Annotated in this window: 13 protein-coding genes and 1 tRNA gene; 13 read left to right on the top strand and 1 reads right to left on the bottom strand. The window is 53.2% G+C overall.

The features are described from left to right. The first annotated feature begins 69 nt into the window (after positions 1-69). From AAC019_RS02145 to AAC019_RS02085, 13 genes are all read left to right on the top strand, one after another. Complete coding sequence (locus AAC019_RS02145; RefSeq protein WP_339896914.1) at positions 70-417, top strand: META domain-containing protein; 348 nt, start codon at positions 70-72, stop codon at positions 415-417. A gap of 225 nt (positions 418-642) precedes the next feature. Beyond that, the gene (locus AAC019_RS02140) at positions 643-2,328 is read left to right on the top strand and encodes an NAD-dependent malic enzyme (protein WP_339896913.1); all 1,686 of its coding nucleotides are present in this window, start codon (positions 643-645) and stop codon (positions 2,326-2,328) included. Positions 2,329-2,357: 29 nt separating this feature from the next. Continuing rightward, on the top strand, positions 2,358-2,927 hold the full coding sequence (locus tag AAC019_RS02135; protein WP_339896912.1) for a helix-turn-helix domain-containing protein: 570 nt from the start codon (positions 2,358-2,360) through the stop codon (positions 2,925-2,927). Positions 2,928-2,987: 60 nt separating this feature from the next. Further along, on the top strand, positions 2,988-5,159 hold the full coding sequence (gene fadB, locus AAC019_RS02130; RefSeq protein WP_339896911.1) for a fatty acid oxidation complex subunit alpha FadB: 2,172 nt from the start codon (positions 2,988-2,990) through the stop codon (positions 5,157-5,159). Between the two features lie 11 nt (positions 5,160-5,170). Further along, positions 5,171-6,370: an acetyl-CoA C-acyltransferase FadA gene (gene fadA, locus AAC019_RS02125; RefSeq protein ID WP_339896910.1), complete on the top strand. Its 1,200-nt coding sequence runs from the start codon at positions 5,171-5,173 to the stop codon at positions 6,368-6,370. A 79-nt stretch (positions 6,371-6,449) separates the two neighbouring features. Further along, complete coding sequence (locus AAC019_RS02120; protein ID WP_339896909.1) at positions 6,450-7,805, top strand: hypothetical protein; 1,356 nt, start codon at positions 6,450-6,452, stop codon at positions 7,803-7,805. A gap of 146 nt (positions 7,806-7,951) precedes the next feature. Then, positions 7,952-8,036, top strand: a tRNA-Leu gene (locus AAC019_RS02115). 85 nt (positions 8,037-8,121) lie between these two features. Then, the gene (tig, locus tag AAC019_RS02110) at positions 8,122-9,435 is read left to right on the top strand and encodes a trigger factor (RefSeq protein WP_339896908.1); all 1,314 of its coding nucleotides are present in this window, start codon (positions 8,122-8,124) and stop codon (positions 9,433-9,435) included. A gap of 170 nt (positions 9,436-9,605) precedes the next feature. Continuing rightward, on the top strand, positions 9,606-10,241 hold the full coding sequence (gene clpP, locus AAC019_RS02105; RefSeq protein WP_339896907.1) for an ATP-dependent Clp endopeptidase proteolytic subunit ClpP: 636 nt from the start codon (positions 9,606-9,608) through the stop codon (positions 10,239-10,241). 113 nt (positions 10,242-10,354) lie between these two features. Further along, entirely contained in the window at positions 10,355-11,656 is a 1,302-nt protein-coding gene (gene clpX, locus AAC019_RS02100; RefSeq protein WP_339896906.1) for an ATP-dependent Clp protease ATP-binding subunit ClpX, read from the top strand. A 158-nt stretch (positions 11,657-11,814) separates the two neighbouring features. Beyond that, positions 11,815-14,229 carry an endopeptidase La gene (gene lon, locus AAC019_RS02095; protein ID WP_339896905.1) on the top strand — a complete coding sequence of 805 codons (2,415 nt, stop codon included), beginning with the start codon at positions 11,815-11,817 and terminating at the stop codon, positions 14,227-14,229. Positions 14,230-14,517: 288 nt separating this feature from the next. After that, positions 14,518-14,790, top strand: coding sequence for a nucleoid-associated protein HU-beta (gene hupB, locus AAC019_RS02090; RefSeq protein WP_339615156.1), 273 nt, complete (start codon positions 14,518-14,520; stop codon positions 14,788-14,790). A 128-nt stretch (positions 14,791-14,918) separates the two neighbouring features. Next, a complete protein-coding gene (locus AAC019_RS02085; protein ID WP_339896904.1) occupies positions 14,919-16,781 on the top strand; it encodes a SurA N-terminal domain-containing protein in 1,863 nt (620 codons plus the stop codon). Between the two features lie 58 nt (positions 16,782-16,839). Here AAC019_RS02085 and AAC019_RS02080 read toward each other — a convergent pair whose 3' ends face one another. Next, a complete protein-coding gene (locus AAC019_RS02080; protein ID WP_339896903.1) occupies positions 16,840-17,811 on the bottom strand; it encodes a diguanylate cyclase in 972 nt (323 codons plus the stop codon). Position 17,812: the final 1 nt, after the last annotated feature.

Genomic DNA, 17,812 nt, shown 5'->3' with positions numbered 1-17,812 from the left:
GTGACGGCGACCTTTTTGGCTGGCTGTGCATTGCCGTCGCCACCGGCTGCGACAATAGCGACCGATAAGATGAGTGTTATCGGGGAGTGGCGAGTTGAATACATTGCGGGGCGTGGCGTAATCGATAATAGCCCGGCGCGTTTACGCTTTGGTGAAGAGGGCAAGCTAAACGGTAACGCCAGTTGCAACCGCTTTTTTGGCGACTACCAGCGCGACGCTAATCGTCTTACCATTAAAGAGCCGTTGGGCACCACGCGTATGCTTTGCATACCGGCGCTTAATGAGCAAGAAGCACGATTGTTGACGGCGCTACCGGGAACTCACAATATTGCTATTCGTCATGGTATTCTGACGCTAACGGACGATAGCGGCAAGGAGGTGTTGCGAGCGGCTCAGCTTGAGCCCACCGATACCTAGTGGGCCGCGTGCGTAAAATTAGGTAACAGTTCACTGCGCCAAAATGCCCAGCTCTGTGTTGAAAAAGCTTGAAATAGCCCCACTATTCCTGCCTTTTCCGCCTTGATCTGGTCGCTTTGGCTATGCTCCTTTGTCACCGAACTTTACGCACGGCCCACTAGCGCTGTTGCTATTCATTCAGGGCCACAGGCCCCGGCATAAAACGGACAAACTGCGGGTAAATCTGTGAATACCAGACCTATCTATATCCCCTTTGCGGGGCCGGCGTTGCTTGAGGCGCCATTGTTGAATAAAGGCAGTGCTTTTAGTCGGCAGGAGCGAGAGCAGTTCAACCTTGAAGGGTTGCTGCCGTTTCGTATCGAAACCATCGAAGAACAAAAAGCGCGCGCTTACGAGCAACTTAGCTCATTCAAATCCGATATTGATAAGCACATTTATTTACGCAATATTCAGGATACCAACGAGACCCTGTACTACCGCCTGGTGACGGAACACCTCGAAGAGGTGATGCCTTTGATTTACACGCCGACCGTGGGGCAGGCGTGCGAGCAATTTTCCAAAATATATCGGCGCAAGCGGGGTTTGTTTGTCTCCTACGCAGATCGCGATCGGCTGGATGATATTTTACAAAATGCGACTAAGCATAATGTAAAAGTCATTGTCGTCACCGACGGTGAACGTATTTTAGGGTTGGGCGATCAGGGTATTGGCGGTATGGGTATTCCCATCGGTAAGCTTGCGCTGTACACCGCTTGTGGTGGTATTAGCCCTGCATACACGTTACCTGTGGTGTTGGATGTGGGCTGCAATAATAAGCAGCTGATTAATGATCCGATGTACATGGGCTGGCGTCACGAGCGTATCGCCGACGATGAGTACTACCAGTTCGTCGATCAGTTTATTCAGGCGGTAAAAGTGCGCTGGCCCAATGCACTGTTACAGTTTGAGGATTTTGCCCAAACTCACGCCACCCCGCTGCTGCATAAGTATCGCGATGAGTTGTGTTGTTTTAACGATGACGTGCAGGGCACAGCCTCGGTGACGGTTGGCACGCTGTTGGCGGCCTGTCATACCAAGCAACAAAAACTCTCGGAGCAAACGGTTGTGTTTGCCGGAGCAGGCTCAGCCGGTTGTGGCATCGCCGATCAAATTGCCGTGCAGATGCAGGCCGAAGGGTTAACCCGCGCGCAGGCGTTGGGGCGGATATTTTTGGTTAATCGCGATGGCTTGTTAACCGATACGTCACGCGATTTACTGCCGTTCCAGGAAGAGTTTTGCAAGCAGGGTGCCAGGCTAGGCAACTGGTTAAACGACAAAACGGGGCAGATATCGCTGTTGGATGTGGTGCGAAACGCACAGCCGACAGTGCTGGTCGGGGTGTCGGGTCAGCCGGGCCTGTTTAACAAACGGTTAATCGATACGATGCAGGCTCACTGTGAGCGGCCGATCGTTTTGCCGCTTTCAAACCCGACCTCAAAAGTTGAGGGGCAGCCAGTGGACATTTTACGCTGGACGGGCGGGCGGGCGATTGTGGCAACCGGAAGCCCGTTCGCGCCGGTTGATATTGCCGGGGTACGCTACGATATCGCCCAGTGTAATAATAGCTATATTTTTCCGGGGGTTGGGCTGGGTGTCATTGCCGCCAAAGCCTCGCGTATTACCGATACCATGATGTTGGCTGCCTCCAGGGCGCTGGCCGAGTTGTCACCACTTGCCCGCGATGGAGTCGGCTCGCTCTTGCCGCCATTGGCCGACATCCGTCAGGTGAGTACAACGATCGCTCAGGCGGTGTTTCGCCAGGCGATGGAAGACGGTGTTGCCGTGCCGGTGCCCGAGGCATTAATAGCTGAAAAAGTGGAAGCCAACTTTTGGTATCCACGCTATCGAAGTTATCGTCGCACCTCGTTTTAATCGTGAAGACATCAGCCGCAGGAGGCGCCATGGGCCAGTCATTACAAGCTTATACGCTGGGTCAGCGATTAAAAGCCATTCGCGAGGCCAACGGCTTATCGCAGCGTGAGCTGGCTAAGCGCGCCGGCGTTACCAACAGCAGTATCTCAATGATCGAGCAGGGGCAAGTAAGCCCTAGTGTGCAATCCCTAGAGAAAGTTCTGGCGGGTATTCCAATGTCGTTGTCGCACTTTTTTGCGTCGGTTGACGGCGGGGCCGACGATGTATTCTTTGATCAGCATAATATGGTGAAGCACGAAAAACCTTACGGTTTTATGCAAATGATTGGCGAAAACATCAGCCGCCGCAATGTCACGCTTAAGCACTTTTATTTTGATCCGCAAACCGATACCGGCGAAACCCCCATGATGAGTCACTTCGATCAGGCCGGCTGGGTGAGTCAGGGCGACATTCAAATGACCATAGGTGCAAAGATAAAAGAGCTATCGCCGGGGGAGGGGTTTTATTTGGCGGCCTATACTCCCTGTAGAGTGAAAAATTTATCAGCGCTTAATTCGGCTCAAATTATCGTCGCCACGGAGGTGTTGGCGGTTCCGTAATCGTAGCGCAGAAAGTCTTAGGGCGAGCTGATGGCTTGACCGATAAACAAAGGGCAGATTATGTATCACGGTGACATTCTTACCTTAACCTGCGAGGCCGGCATCGCCCGGCTCGAGTTTAATACCCCCGACTCCTCCGTTAATGTGTTTAGCAGGCAGGCGATTACCGAGTTGACGGCTGCGCTCGATGTGCTGGAGTTGTCTGATGTGGCGGGGCTGATGATTGTCAGCGCGAAAGATTCATTTTTGGCCGGCGCGGATATCAATGAATTTAACGACGTGTTCAGTGCCGGTGCCGAGGCTATTGCCGGGCACTTGTCGCCCAATATTGATAATTTCCGGCGCCTTCAGGCGCTGCCGTTTCCAACCGTGGCGGTGATCAACAAACTGGCGTTAGGCGGTGGCCTGGAAATGGCCCTCGCCTGCGATTATCGCATCGCCGACAGCGCGGCTAAAATTGGGTTACCGGAAACTCGCTTAGGTATTATTCCCGGCTGGGGTGGAACCGTTCGGTTACCGCGAGTGGCGGGGCTGGATACAGCGCTGGAATGGATCGCCACAGGACAGGAGGTTAGTGCCAGTGCGGCGTTAAAAGCCCGTGTGTTAGACGCGGTCGTCGAGCTGGACCAGCTACAGCCGGCTGCCACTGAGCTGTTGCAGCGCTGCGCCCGTGGCGAGCTGGCTTACTTACCTCGTCGCGAGCAAAAATCACAGCCGCTGGCACTTAATAAAACGGAGGCCGGACTCGCGTTCGAGTCGGCCAAAGCCGTGATCGCTCAGCGTGCCGGGCGGCATTATCCCGCCCCTCTGGCGGCGCTGGCGGCGATTCGTGAGGGGGCCGCAAGTTCAGCCGCCGACGCGGCACAGTTTGAGCTTGCGCACTTTGTTAAAATGGCCCATACCGATACGGCAAAAGCATTGAGCGGTTTGTTTATTGCCGATCAGTATATCGCTAAGACGGCGCGCCAGTGGAAGTCTAGGGCCCCGACGCTTACTCGCCAGCTTGCCGTGATCGGGGCTGGCATTATGGGCGGCGGTATTGCCTGTCAGGCAGCGTTAAAAGGTTTGCCGGTCATTCTCAAAGATATTGATCAAAAGGGCATTGATCTCGGCCTTAAAGAGGCGGCAAAAGTGCTAGGGCGACGGGTCGAGAAAGGCAAAATGTCGGTGTCGGATATGGCCCAGGCCCTTACCCGTATTCAGCCCGCGCTTCACTACCAGCCGCTCGCTAGTGCCGATCTGGCTGTGGAGGCGGTGGTTGAGAATATCGCCGTCAAAAAATCGGTGTTGGCGGAGGTTGAAGGCCAGCTTCCCGAGGGGGCCGTACTGGGAAGTAACACCTCAACCATCTCTATAACGGAGCTTGCTACGGCGCTGCAGCGGCCCGAACAATTTTGTGGCTTACATTTTTTTAACCCGGTCCACGCCATGCCTTTAGTCGAGGTCATTCGCGGTGCTAACACCTCCGAGGATACCGTCGCCAGGGCGGTCGAATGCGCGACGGCTTTAGGTAAAAAAGCGGTCGTTGTTAACGATTGTGCGGGCTTTTTGGTCAACCGGGTGTTGTTTGCTTACTTTGCCGGGTTTGCCGGCTTGGTTGATGGCGGGGTGGAATACACTCGTATCGATGAGGTAATGACACGTTGGGGCTGGCCCATGGGGCCGGCACACTTACTGGATGTGGTAGGGCTTGATACCGCTGAACACGCCGAGCAAACCATGGCGCAGGCGTTTCCTGAAAGAATGGGGCGCGCTCATCCTTCACCCACGGCAAAACTGTATCAGGCAGGACTGCTGGGACAAAAAGGCGGTAAAGGTTTTTATTGTTACGGGCAAGACAAGCGCGGGCGTCCGCAAAAAACGCCCAATAGTGATCTCTCTGAGCTGTTGGTTTCATCGTCAGTTGCTGAGGTTGATGATGAAGCCATTGTGCTGCGGATGATGGCGCCGCTGGTGAATGAGCTCTGCCGCACCCTGCAAGAAGGTGTGGTCGGCTCGGTGGCTGAGGCCGATATGGCCATGGTGTACGGGCTGGGTTTTCCGCCTCACCGGGGCGGTGTATTGCGCTGGGTCGATAGTATTGGTATCAAATCATTTGTCGCGATGCTCGACCCGTTACGTGATAACGGGCCGCTGTATCAGCCAGAGCCTGTGTTGCTCGCACTGGCCGAGACCGGCGAGTGTTTTTATGGCGGTTCAGCCTTGCCTGCAGTATCGCACTCACATTCATAAGGAGGCTCACGGTGTTGCCACAGTCACAGTCTGCTACAAATTTACAGCCGCGAGACCCGGTTATCGTTGATTTTGCCCGCACGGCGATGGGGCGCTCTAAGGAGGGATGTTTTCGCCACTCCCGCGCTGATGATATCTCGGCGGCGCTGGTGCGTGGCTTGCTCGATCGCAACCCAGGTTTCGACCCGGCGCAAATAGACGATTTAATCTGGGGATGTGTTCTGCAGCGCGAGGAGCAGGCATTTAATATCGCCCGCTATATCGTGCTGTTGGCCGGACTCGATCATTCGATACCCGCCCAGACCGTCAACCGTTTGTGTGGCTCATCGATGGCGGCTTTGCACAGTGCCAGCGCCAATATTCGGGCTGGGTTAGGTGATGTGTACCTGGTTGGCGGGGTAGAGCACTTAGGCCATTTGCCGATGTACGAGGCGATGGACCCCAACCCTTTGTTGGGGTTAAGTGTCGCCAAAGCCGCCGGCAATATGGGGTTGACCGCCGAGTACCTGGCCGGCCTGCACGATATTAGCCGTGAGGCAATGGATGCGTTTTCACTGCGCTCGCATCAGTTGGCCGACTTGGCCCGCAAAAATGGTGCTTTTCGTCGGGAGATTATTCCGGTTGCCGGACATACGCCCTCTGGCGGCCCAACAATGGTTGCCGAGGATGAGACGATTCGGGCCGAAACAACACTCGAGGGGCTGGCAGCACTGAGGCCGGTGTTTGACCCGGTTAACGGCAAGGTTACTGCCGGCAGCTCGTCGCAGCTATCCGATGGGGCCTCGGCAATGCTGGTTATGTCTGCCGAGCGCGCCGCCAGCCTCGGGCTAACCCCGCGAGCGCGTATTTTGTCGCAAGCGCTGGCTGGGGTTGATCCCTCAGTTATGGGTTACGGCCCGGTGCCCGCCAGCCAAAAGGCCCTAAAAGCGGCGGGCTTAACTATGGCCGATATCGATTATGTTGAGCTAAACGAGGCTTTTGCCGCGCAGGCTTTGCCAGTGCTTAAAGATTTGGATTTACTCCCGCGCATGGATGAGTGCGTGAATGTGCACGGCGGGGCAATCGCACTGGGCCACCCCTTTGGTTGCTCTGGCACCCGGATTACGGGCTCTCTGCTCAGTGTGCTAGAGGCTCGTGATGCCCGTGTGGGCTTGGCTACCATGTGTATCGGGTTGGGGCAGGGGATTGCGACGATTATCGAGCGGGTTTGATGTTGCCGGCTCTGTACCCGACTCAGTCTGTTAGAATGCGCCGCTTGCACCAACAAGCCGTCTGGGAGAGTGTCGCGCTTTGAATATCAACTCCGCTGTAAATCTCGATGCCTTTTTAAGCGAGTGCCCACTGCTGCCAGCCACTAACCAACTGCTGGCGCTGCAGTTTGAGCACCATGCTTATTACTTGCCCGAGGCAAAAACCTTATCCTTGCTGGCTGTTGTAGGCGGTACGGCTGATGAGCTTCAGTGCATAATCTGTGAGGCGACCGACGAGACCCTGCGGGTTGTTAAAGGTTGGTCTGCAGAGGTCAAGCTTGCACATCTTGCACAAACACTCGGCGCCCCGGTGTTGGACTTGTCTCGCGGCGTCGCTCTGGTGCCGGTGGCTATCCCCAAACCCTGGGGGCGGGAGCTTTGGTATACCGGTATTGAGGTGCGCGGGCAGGCAGGAGTGGGTAATGCCGAGTTAAGCACACCATTGCCTTGGTTGTTATCGCTGCTGCCAGATCGCTTTAGCGCCGGCCGGCCCGAAGCGCTGACGCTGCTAAAAATTCTCGACCCTCTGCCGGACGAAGTGTTTGGCGACCTGTACTTTGAGATGCACGAGCGTAAACAAGAGGTGTACGTGGTAACCCATGTGGACACCACCGCCTGGCCCGATGGGGTGGGCGGTATACGGTTTGGTTTTTGCCCGGCAAAGCGTGCAGAGTATCCCGATGATGATAGTTTTAAACGAGCTTACCGTGAGGCGGTTGCTCATTACGAGCAGGTTCGGCGCCAAATTGACGAGCGGCTCGACGTTATCAAACAGGCCGAGGGGCTGGATGTCAACGCGCCGGCGAGCCCGTCTCAAGTACGCTATTGGTTGCGCCACGTTGATAAGGCGTTGCAGCAAGAGGAACAGCGGCGGCGTCACAATATGGATCGCTTTGCTCAGGTGTTGCCGCTGCGTGTGGGCGATGTGGTTAAGGTGCCCTGTTATACGCCTCACTCGTTATTGCACGGGGTGCGTACCGTGGAGTTTCAGACCCCGGTGTATGAGCGCAAAATTCTGGCGTTCGCGCAAAAGGTATTAACCCAGTCGGAGTGGGACACGGATGCGGCGCTGGCGAAAATCGAAGTGGATTGCCCACCGCAGCCAGAAATTGTTGTGCAGGGAGCGGAGCAGGGGGCAATAGTACGAGAGCAGATTGTCGATTTTGACGATTTTGAGGTGTGGCGCTTAAGGGCGTTGCGCTCAGGGGAGTACTCGCTGGCCGGTAGCGATTGTTATCAGCTGATTATGGCTATCGCCGGTGAGCAGGCGATCGATCAGCGTTTGTTGGGGGCCGAGCAGGCGATTTTAATCCCGGCCAACACCGCTAAAGATGTCTCAATTCGCCTTGAATCCGGGGCCGTGGCGCTGCTGGCAAAGCCAAAACCTTGTAATTGATTGAATTCGCTTGTTGAACCTCGCTAAGGACTGTGGCAAAATCAGCACCCTTCTCGCAACTGACCGATTACTTATTTAGTTTTTTGGTGAGAAATCAAAGGCTTACGCTAGCTTTTGAGAGATTGCGATATGCGCCATTGGGCGAAGCGGTCGTGGTGAAATTGGTAGACACGCCAGATTTAGGTTCTGGTGCCGCAAGGTGTGAGAGTTCGAGTCTCTCCGACCGCACCAAACAATGAAAGAGAATTGCACCGGCCAGTAAGGCGGTGTTATTTAACCGATGTGAGAGACATCGACGTTATTTCACGAGGAAAATATGCAGGTTTCAATCGAAACGACTTCTGGCTTAGAGCGTCGCCTGACGATCGGCGTACCCGCTGATACCGTAGAGGGCGAAATTGAGAAGCGTCTGAAAGACGCCGCTAAAAACATTCGCATCAACGGTTTCCGTAAGGGTAAAGTCCCTATGAAGATCGTTAAGCAGCGCTACGGTGCCGGTGTTCGCCAGGAAGTTGTGGGCGAGGTTATCAGCCGCTCTTTCTATGAAGCTGCGCAAAAAGAAGACGTGAAGCCTGCCGGTCAGCCTAGCATCCAGCCAAAAGAAATGGGTGAAGGCAAAGATCTGGAGTTTGTTGCCACTTTTGAGGTGTACCCGGAAGTCGCTCTGGGCGACATTTCTGGCTTTAAAGTGACCCGTGAGTCGGCCGAGATTACCGACGAAGACATCGATAACATGATCGAAACCCTGCGCAAGCATCAGGCAACTTACGAAGTTGTCGATCGTGCCAGCGCCGATGGCGATCAGGTTAATATTGATTTTACCGGCACTAAAGACGGTGAAGAGTTTGAGGGCGGTAAAGCCGAAGGTCACAACCTGGTGTTGGGCTCTAACTCAATGATTCCGGGTTTTGAAGATGGCATTGTTGGCATGAAAGCCGGCGACGAAAAAACCATCAAGGTTACCTTCCCGGAAGATTACCAGTCGGAAGACTTAAAAGGTGCTGAGGTCGAGTTTGCCATTAAGGTGAATAGCGTTGCTGAGCAAACCTTGCCAGAGCTGAAAAAAGCCTTCTTCCAAAACTTTGGTTTAGAGAAGGGTGGCATTAAGGCGTTCCAGAAGGAAGTAAAAGCCAATATGCAGCGCGAGCTAAAGAACGCGCTTAAGGCCAAAGTAAAATCTCAGGTAATGGATCAGTTGATCGAAAGCCATGAAGTAGAGTTGCCTAAAGCTCTGGTTGGCAATGAAATTGATGTGCTGCGCAATCAAATGATGCAGCGTTTTGGTCAACAGCCCAAAGGCTTTGATGCAAAATCAATGTTGCCGGACAGCATGTTTGAAGAAGAGGCAAAGCGCCGCGTAGCGCTTGGTTTGATCGTCGGTGAGGTTGTAAAGTCTGCCAACATTAAGCCTGATGCCAAAGCGGTTCGTAGCATGGTAGAAGAAATTGCCAGCACCTACGAAGAGCCACAGGAAGTGATTGACTACTACTACAGCCAGCGTCAAATGTTGGCCGGCGTCGAGTCTGCCGTACTTGAAGATCAAGTTGTTGAGCATATTCTTGAGCAGGCAGAAGTGACCGAAACCACTTCTACCTATGACGAGATCATGCAGCCAAAAGCTGAAAAATAACGCTTTTTGGACAAAAATGCCGCGAAACGTTCGTTTCGCGGCCACTCTCCCTTCCTTTTCTCTTACGGCGCTGGCAAACAGCTCCGTCACAGGTTAAGCTCCCACTATATCGGTTTAATGGCGGCTTAGCGCCGCATTTGTGACATTTTCAGAAGAAGGTATGAAGCGCAATGTCCTACCAGCAATCAGATCGTAATACGCAAGAGATCACCGCCAGTGGCTTGGTGCCAATGGTTGTCGAGCAGACCGCCCGGGGAGAGCGTTCTTACGATATATATTCACGTCTATTAAAAGAGCGTGTGATCTTTCTTACCGGTCAGGTAGAAGATTACATGGCCAATCTGGTTTGTGCTCAGCTACTGTTTCTTGAGGCTGAAAACCCCGATAAAGACATCCACTTGTATATTAACTCTCCCGGTGGCTCGGTCACTGCAGGCATGTCGATTTACGACACCATGCAGTTTATTAAGCCTGACGTTAGCACCATGTGTATGGGCCAGGCGTGCTCTATGGGGGCCTTTTTGTTGGCCTCTGGCGCCAAAGGTAAGCGCCACTGCCTGCCTAATTCCCGGGTTATGATTCATCAGCCCAGTGGCGGCGCGCAAGGTCAGGCATCGGATATTCATATTCACGCGCAAGAGATCCTGAAAATCCGTAAGCGCCTGAACGAAATTCTGGCCAATCATACCGGACAAACACTGGAGCAGATTGAGCTGGATACCGAGCGTGACAAGTTTATGTCGGCCGATGAGGCAAAAGAGTACGGTTTAGTTGACTCGGTGGTCTCGTCACGGGTTGAAGCGTAACTTATACCGGTAGAACACTGGAGCCGCGGTTGGGTTGAATTTACCGCCGGGGCTTGAAAATTTAGGGTAAAGACTGCATCTTTACCCCATAGGTTAAGAATGGGAGTGGTTTAATGACCGATCACACCGGTGATAGCGGCGATAAAAACGGCAAACTTTTGTATTGCTCGTTTTGCGGTAAGAGCCAGCACGAGGTTCGCAAGCTAATTGCGGGGCCGTCTGTGTTTATATGTGACGAGTGTGTCGATCTTTGTAACGACATCATTCGCGAAGAAATCCAAGAGACCGCGACGGAAGGGCAATCTGAGAAGCTGCCCAAGCCCGCTGAGATATCCGGTATTCTGGATCAGTATGTTATTGGCCAGCAGCGCGCCAAAAAGGTTCTGGCCGTTGCTGTTTACAACCACTACAAGCGTTTACGCGTAGGTGGTGCCAAGGGTAAAGACAAAGACGCTGTCGAGCTGGGTAAAAGTAATATCCTGCTGGTTGGCCCCACCGGTAGCGGTAAGACACTGCTAGCCGAGACGCTGGCTCGCCTGCTGAATGTGCCCTTTACCATTGCCGATGCAACAACGCTTACCGAGGCGGGTTATGTCGGTGAAGATGTTGAAAACATCATCCAGAAGCTGCTGCAAAAGTGCGATTACGACGTAGAGAAAGCCCAGCAGGGCATTGTCTACATCGATGAAATCGACAAAATCTCGCGTAAATCAGACAACCCGTCGATTACTCGTGACGTGTCCGGCGAGGGTGTCCAGCAAGCGCTGCTTAAGTTGATTGAAGGTACTGTGGCGTCGGTTCCTCCTCAGGGGGGGCGTAAACACCCACAGCAGGAGTTTTTGCAGGTTGATACCGGCAATATTCTGTTTATCTGTGGCGGTGCGTTTGCCGGTCTGGATAAAGTGATTCGCGATCGCTCGGAGCGAGGCGGTATCGGTTTTGGCGCCGAAGTTAAAAGTAAGAACGACGACAAGAGTTTTGGTGACACCTTGCATGAGCTGGAGCCGGAAGATCTTGTGCGCTACGGACTTATCCCCGAGTTTGTCGGCCGCTTGCCGGTTATTGCGACTCTCGATGAGCTGGACAGTGAAGCTTTGGTAGAGATATTGGCAGCCCCTAAAAACGCCTTAACCAAACAGTATCAACGTCTGTTTGAGATGGAAGATGTCGAGTTGGACTTCCGTCGCGATGCGCTTGAGGCGGTGGCCCAAAAGGCGATGGACCGTAAAACCGGTGCACGCGGCTTACGCTCTATTATGGAGTCGGTACTGCTGGATACCATGTACCGTATCCCCTCAGAAGAAAACGTCAAGAAAGTGGTTGTTGATGAAAGCGTCATTAAGGGAGAGTCCGAGCCCTTACTGGTGTACGAGAATCAAGAGCCGGCACCTAGTAAGGTCGCAAAAGAAGACTAAATACCAGCTAAACTGCTGTAAAACTACGCAAACAGGGTACTTTTAGTACCCTGTTTGCGTTTTTATCCCTCTGTGTCTTGCAATTCGGCCATCCCGACCCCAATCTTAAGGTGTAAGGCTTATTAAGCCCGTTGTATTCAGACCATTAGGGGGTCTCTATGGACCAGAATGAGCAAGTATCCAAGCACTCCGATTTACCCTTGTTGCCGCTGCGCGATGTCGTAGTTTACCCGCACATGGTGATCCCTCTGTTTGTGGGTCGGCAAAAGTCGATCGAAGCGTTAGAAAGTGCCATGCGAGCTGACAAACAGATCGTCCTGGTGGCGCAAAAAAGCCCTGACAATGATGACCCTACACCCTCAGATCTGTATCAGGTGGGCACGCTCGCCACAATCCTGCAACTGCTAAAGCTACCCGATGGCACGGTAAAAGTGCTGGTGGAGGGTGGTGAGCGCGTTTCCATTGATAGCGCCGAAGAAGAGGATGGGCATTATCGTGTGGCGGTTAGCCTTTTTGCCGAGCAATCACTCAGCTCCGAGGACGCCGAAGCGCTGATAAAAACAGCGCGGGATCACTTTGAGCAGTACGTCAGTTTGTCGCGCAAAGTTTCCTCTGAGGTGATGAGTTCACTAAGTGGTATCGATGACCCCAGTCGCTTTGCTGATACGGTTGCGGCGCATATGGCGCTTGAGCTTGAGCAAAAGCAAGCAGTGCTGGAGCTGTCGGGTGTGCGCGAACGAATCGAGCGCCTGGTGCAGTTGATGGATGGGCAAATCGATTTACTGCAGGTCGAGAAAAAAATTCGCGGCCGCGTCAAAAAGCAAATGGAAAAGAGCCAGCGCGAGTACTACCTGAATGAGCAGATGAAAGCGATTCAGAAAGAGCTGGGTGATATGGGTGAAGAGGTCAACGAAGTTGACGAGCTCGAGCAAAAGATCGCCGATAGCGGTATGTCGGACGAAGCGCAGGAGAAAACCCGCGCTGAGCTCGGCAAGCTGAAAATGATGTCCCCGATGTCGGCCGAGGCGTCGGTATTGCGCGCCTATATCGATTGGATGATCAAGGTACCCTGGAAAAAGCGCAGTAAAGTACGCCACGATCTGGCTCGGGCCGAGGCCGTGCTAGAAAAAGATCATCACGGTCTTGAAGAGGTTAAAGAGCGTATTCTGGAATACCTTGCGGTACAAAAGCGGGTGAAGAAAATCAAAGGCCCCATCTTGTGTTTGGTGGGCCCTCCGGGTGTGGGTAAAACCTCGCTGGGTGAGTCCATCGCGCGAGCGACTAACCGCAAATTTGTGCGAATGGCGCTGGGCGGGGTGCGTGACGAGGCTGAAATTCGCGGCCACCGGCGCACCTATATAGGCTCGTTACCCGGTAAGTTAGTGCAGAAAATGGCCAAGGCGGGTGTTAAAAACCCACTGTTTTTGCTCGATGAAATCGACAAAATGGGTATGGACAATCGTGGTGATCCGGCCTCTGCTCTGTTAGAGGTGCTGGACCCGGAGCAGAACAGTCACTTTAACGATCACTACTTAGAGGTCGATTACGACCTTTCAGATGTTATGTTTGTCTGCACCTCTAACTCGATGAATATTCCCGGCCCACTGCTGGATCGGATGGAGGTGATTCGGATACCGGGTTATACCGAAGACGAAAAACTGAATATTGCTAAAAAGTACCTGATCCCTAAACAAATAAAAGCCAACGGCCTCAAAGAGGGCGAGATGTCTGTCGATGATGACGTGATTCGCGACATTATCCGCTACTACACCCGAGAGGCCGGTGTGCGGGGGCTGGATCGCGAAATCGCCAAGCTGGCCCGCAAAGTGGTAACGCGCCATGTGCGTGCCGCCAGTAAGCAAGAAGACACCATCTCGGTGGATGCTCTGGAGGACTTGCTGGGTGTGCGTAAATTTGACTTTGGCCGTGCCGAGGACGACGATCAGATCGGGGAGGTAACCGGCTTAGCCTGGACCCAGGTGGGCGGCGAGCTGTTGACCATCGAGTCGACTGCGGTAAAAGGCAAGGGGCGAGTGATTAAAACGGGCTCTTTGGGTGATGTTATGCAGGAGTCTATCCAGGCGGCCTTAACCGTTGTTAGATCGCGGGCGCAAGTGCTCGGCGTGGCACCTGATTACCATGAAAAAATGGATATTCATATTCACGTGCCAGAGGGTGCCACACCCAAAGATGGTCCGAGTGCCGGGGTGGGGATGTGTACGGCATTGGTGTCGGTGTTGACCTCGATACCGGTTAAAGCCGATGTGGCTATGACCGGCGAGATCACCTTGCGGGGCGAGGTGCTGCGTATTGGCGGGTTAAAAGAGAAACTGCTGGCGGCCCATCGCGGGGGGATAAAAACCGTTGTGATTCCGGCCGACAACGAGCGTGACCTGAAAGAGATACCGGATAATATTAAAGCCGACTTAAATATCATGCCCGTTAAGTGGATCGATGAGGTGCTGGAAGTTGCTTTGCAGCATACGCCGACCCCTTTAAGTGATGAGGAGTATCGGGCGCTGGAGCAGAAGGCCGAGCAGTCCGAAAATGGCAATCGAATTAATACCCATTAGGCCGTTGCGGTGATAAAACTGCCTGTTACTTTGAGTAACCAGAAGTGTTTCGCCGGGCCGTTAGCACAGGGCTGTGATGGCCCTTTTGCTCAAATAGCAGGCAAAACTGCGATAGTTACAGCGATTGTCGCAGACCAGCCTTGACCCGACCGAAGCCACTTGGTATAAATCGCAATTCAACACAGATGGTGGTGCAAGACTGAGTGCCGAGAGTCAATTGGTGCCATTATCAAAAAGCACTGCACAACTATAAACGCTAGTTCTGGAAATTTATTAAAGGGGTTTAACGTGAATAAAACTGAGCTGATCGAAGCCATCGCCGCATCTGCGGATATCTCTAAAGCTGCAGCAGGCCGTGCACTGGATGCCGTTGTTGATGGCGTTACCGACTCACTGAAAAAAGGTGATCAGGTTGTGCTGGTAGGGTTTGGTACCTTTTCTGTAAAAGATCGTGCCGCGCGTACCGGTCGTAATCCACAGACCGGTGCTGAAATTCAGATTGCCGCCGCTAAAGTGCCTAGCTTTAAAGCCGGTAAAGCTCTGAAAGACGCTGTCAATTAAGCTCAGTTGTTGGTTTAATCGAAGCCAAGTTAGTGTTTTAAAATAAGCATTAATGCTTAAAAGGCGCATCCAGGATGCGCCTTTTTTGTGTACAGATATTTAAACTGCCCCCTGTTCAGGAGCTGGACATGTTACAAACAATGCGTGATAACTCGAAGGGAGTTGTCGCCGGAATTTTAGTTGGTTTATTGGTGATTATCTTTGCTCTTTCCGGGGCAGAGGCGCTGTTTTCGTCAGGCAATACCACGCCAACAGTGTTAACCATTAACGGCCAGGATATTAGTGAGACTGAAGTTTCCCGCGCTATCGAGCAGCAAAAGCAGCAGTTACGCAGCCGTTTTGGCGACTCTGTTCCTGAGGACTTTCTTAGCAATGAAAACCTGCGTGAGCCTGCTATTGAAAACCTGATTCGCCGCACTTTGTTGACACAGGCGGCGGAAGAGGCCGGTATGACGGTTTCGGATGCGCGGCTAAACGGGGTTATCACCTCGATTCCTGCTTTTCAGAACCTAGAGGGAGAGTTTGATCCCGCGCGCTATCAGCAGTCGCTACGCATGCTTGCTTACACGCCAGCTTCTTATAAGCGTGAATTAACCCGTGACCTTACGGTTAATCAGTTGGCGAGTGGGGTGTCGGACAGTAATTTTGTCACCGAGGCAGAGTTGCAGCATCTTGTTAACCTCAACTTCCAGACGCGTGATTTTAGTTTTGCAACCTTAAGTGCTGAAAAACTGATGGAGTCGATCAGCGTAAGCGATAGCGAGCTTGAGCAGTTTTACCAGCAAAACAGTGAGCGTTTTACCGTGCCCGAGATGGTGACGGTAGAATATATCGACCTCAGTGTTACCCAGCTGGCGGAACAAGAGCAGATTGACGAGGCTGCCCTGCGTCAGCAATACGAAGAAAATATCGAAGACTTTGCCCCCTCTGTAGAGCGGCACGCCGCTCACATTCTGCTGGAGGAGCCAAGCGATGAACTGATTGCCGAGATTCAGGCAAAAATGGACAGCGGCGCTGAGTTCTCTGAATTGGCGGCCGAGTACTCTGATGATCTGGGTTCAAAAGACTCTGGCGGCGATTTGGGTATCTCTACCGGCGATGCCTTTCCTGAGGAGTTTGAAGACGCCCTGGCTAACTTGAGTGTGGGTGAGGTGTCGGCACCGGTAGAAACCGAGGCGGGCACGCACTTTATTAAGTTGCTGGATGAGACCGGTGGCGAGCCTACCAGTTTTGCCGAGCAGCGCGATCAGTTGGCCAAGCAGGCTAAGCGCGCTGCAGCCGAAGCGCGCTTTATCGAGCTGTTAAGTGAGCTTGAAGACTTGTCTTATAACGCCGAGAGCCTGGCGAACGTCGCACAGCAGTTAAATCTTAGCGTGGCTCAGAGCGAGCCCTTTGCGCGCAGTGGTGGCAGCGGTATTAGCGCGTTTCCCGAGGTGGCAAAAGCGGCGTTTGGTGAGGAGGTGTTAACCCATGGCAACGCCAGTGAGGTTATTGAGCTTGCTCCCGATCGCGTGGTCGTGGTTAAAAAAATTGCCCACGAGCCAAGTTTTGTGCGGCCTATGGCTGAGGTGAGCGAGGAAATTACCACCACGCTGCGCGAACAGAAGGCCGCTAGTCAGCTAGCCGAAAAAGGCGAGGCCCTGCAGCAGCGTCTGGAAGCGGGAGCGAGCTTTGCCGAGCTGGCCGAGTCGGAAGGCCTGGAAGTGACCTCTTTGGAGGCTGTGGAGCGCAGCAACATGGAGCAACCGCGAGCCGTCGTTGAGTTTGCATTTAGCATGGCGCGGCCAGCCGATCAGGGCACCACTGTTGATGGGTTTGGTGCCAATGGTGAGTACACCGTGCTTGAGTTAAGCGCGGTTAATACGCCAGAGCAAGAGCTTCCTGAGGTTGAAAAGCCGGCGTTGATTGAAGGTTTGGCTAATATGCTGGGCGGTGCAGACTTTGCCTCCTACCAGCAATATCTGGAAGAGACGGCCGATATTGAGCGTTAATTGCGGCCTCAAGAATAAAAAAAGCCGGCCCCAATAGGCCGGCTTTTTTTGCTATTTTTTAGGGCTCGTTGACGTGTGAGCGGTTTCGGCCGTGTTCTTTGCAGTAATAAAGGGCTTTATCCGCTCCCTCTATCCATTGCTGTGTGGAGTTTATGTTGTCGTTAAGCTGCTGAACCCCGAGACTGATGGTAATGTTAACGTCCGTGGTGGAGGTGGTGATCAGTTGTGCTGCCACCGAATGACGCAGCCGTTCGGCAAACTCCAGTGCGCCTTTATTGCTCGTGTTGGTTAAAATTACGCCAAATTCTTCTCCGCCGTAGCGTCCGGCAATGTCTGTTTCGCGCAGTTGTGCCCGCAGGCACTTACTGACACACCTTATTACCTCATCTCCCACGGTATGGCCGTAGGTATCGTTAACCACCTTAAAATGGTCAATATCAAATAACACCAGCGTGCAGGGAATCTGGTAGCGATCAAAGCGCTTGTACTCCTGGGCTAAGCAGTGTTCCCAGTGGCCTCGGTTGTACAGCGAGGTTAGGTGATCGACGCGACTTAAGTCTTGCAGGCGATTATGGGCATTGATTTGCGCCAGCTTGTTCATCGCCGTGTCGGTTACGTCGTAAACAATCAGGCAGATATGCTCTACCTCGCCGTGGGTATCCAGCAAAGGGATAATCGTGGTGTTTTGGTACATATGGCCGGCGCTGCCGGTGATGGGGCGGTAATGGGGAAAGCGAAACAGGTGAGGGCGCTGCTCCCACGTGGTAAAGGTGGCGCTTTGGAGCACAAACACAGGCTCGGCTTTGCGCCGAAACCAGTCCTCAGATAGCTCGGGGAATATTGAAAACAGGCTACAACCTAAAACGTGCTCGGGCGCTTTGCCGCTATGGTTTTGCATAAACTGATTCCACAGCGCCACATGAAACTTAGCGTCGAGCACGACCAGGCCTACGTCGATATTCTGCAGGATATCGAGTAGCCAGTGCACATCCTTGAGAAAGTGGCTCAAATCGTCGGTTGTGTCCGTCATA

Source organism: uncultured Gilvimarinus sp., assembly GCF_963975215.1.
In the GTDB taxonomy this organism is placed as follows: domain Bacteria; phylum Pseudomonadota; class Gammaproteobacteria; order Pseudomonadales; family Cellvibrionaceae; genus Gilvimarinus.
Note: the sequence above shows the minus strand (reverse complement) of the source record. Positions and strands in the feature narration are given on the sequence as shown.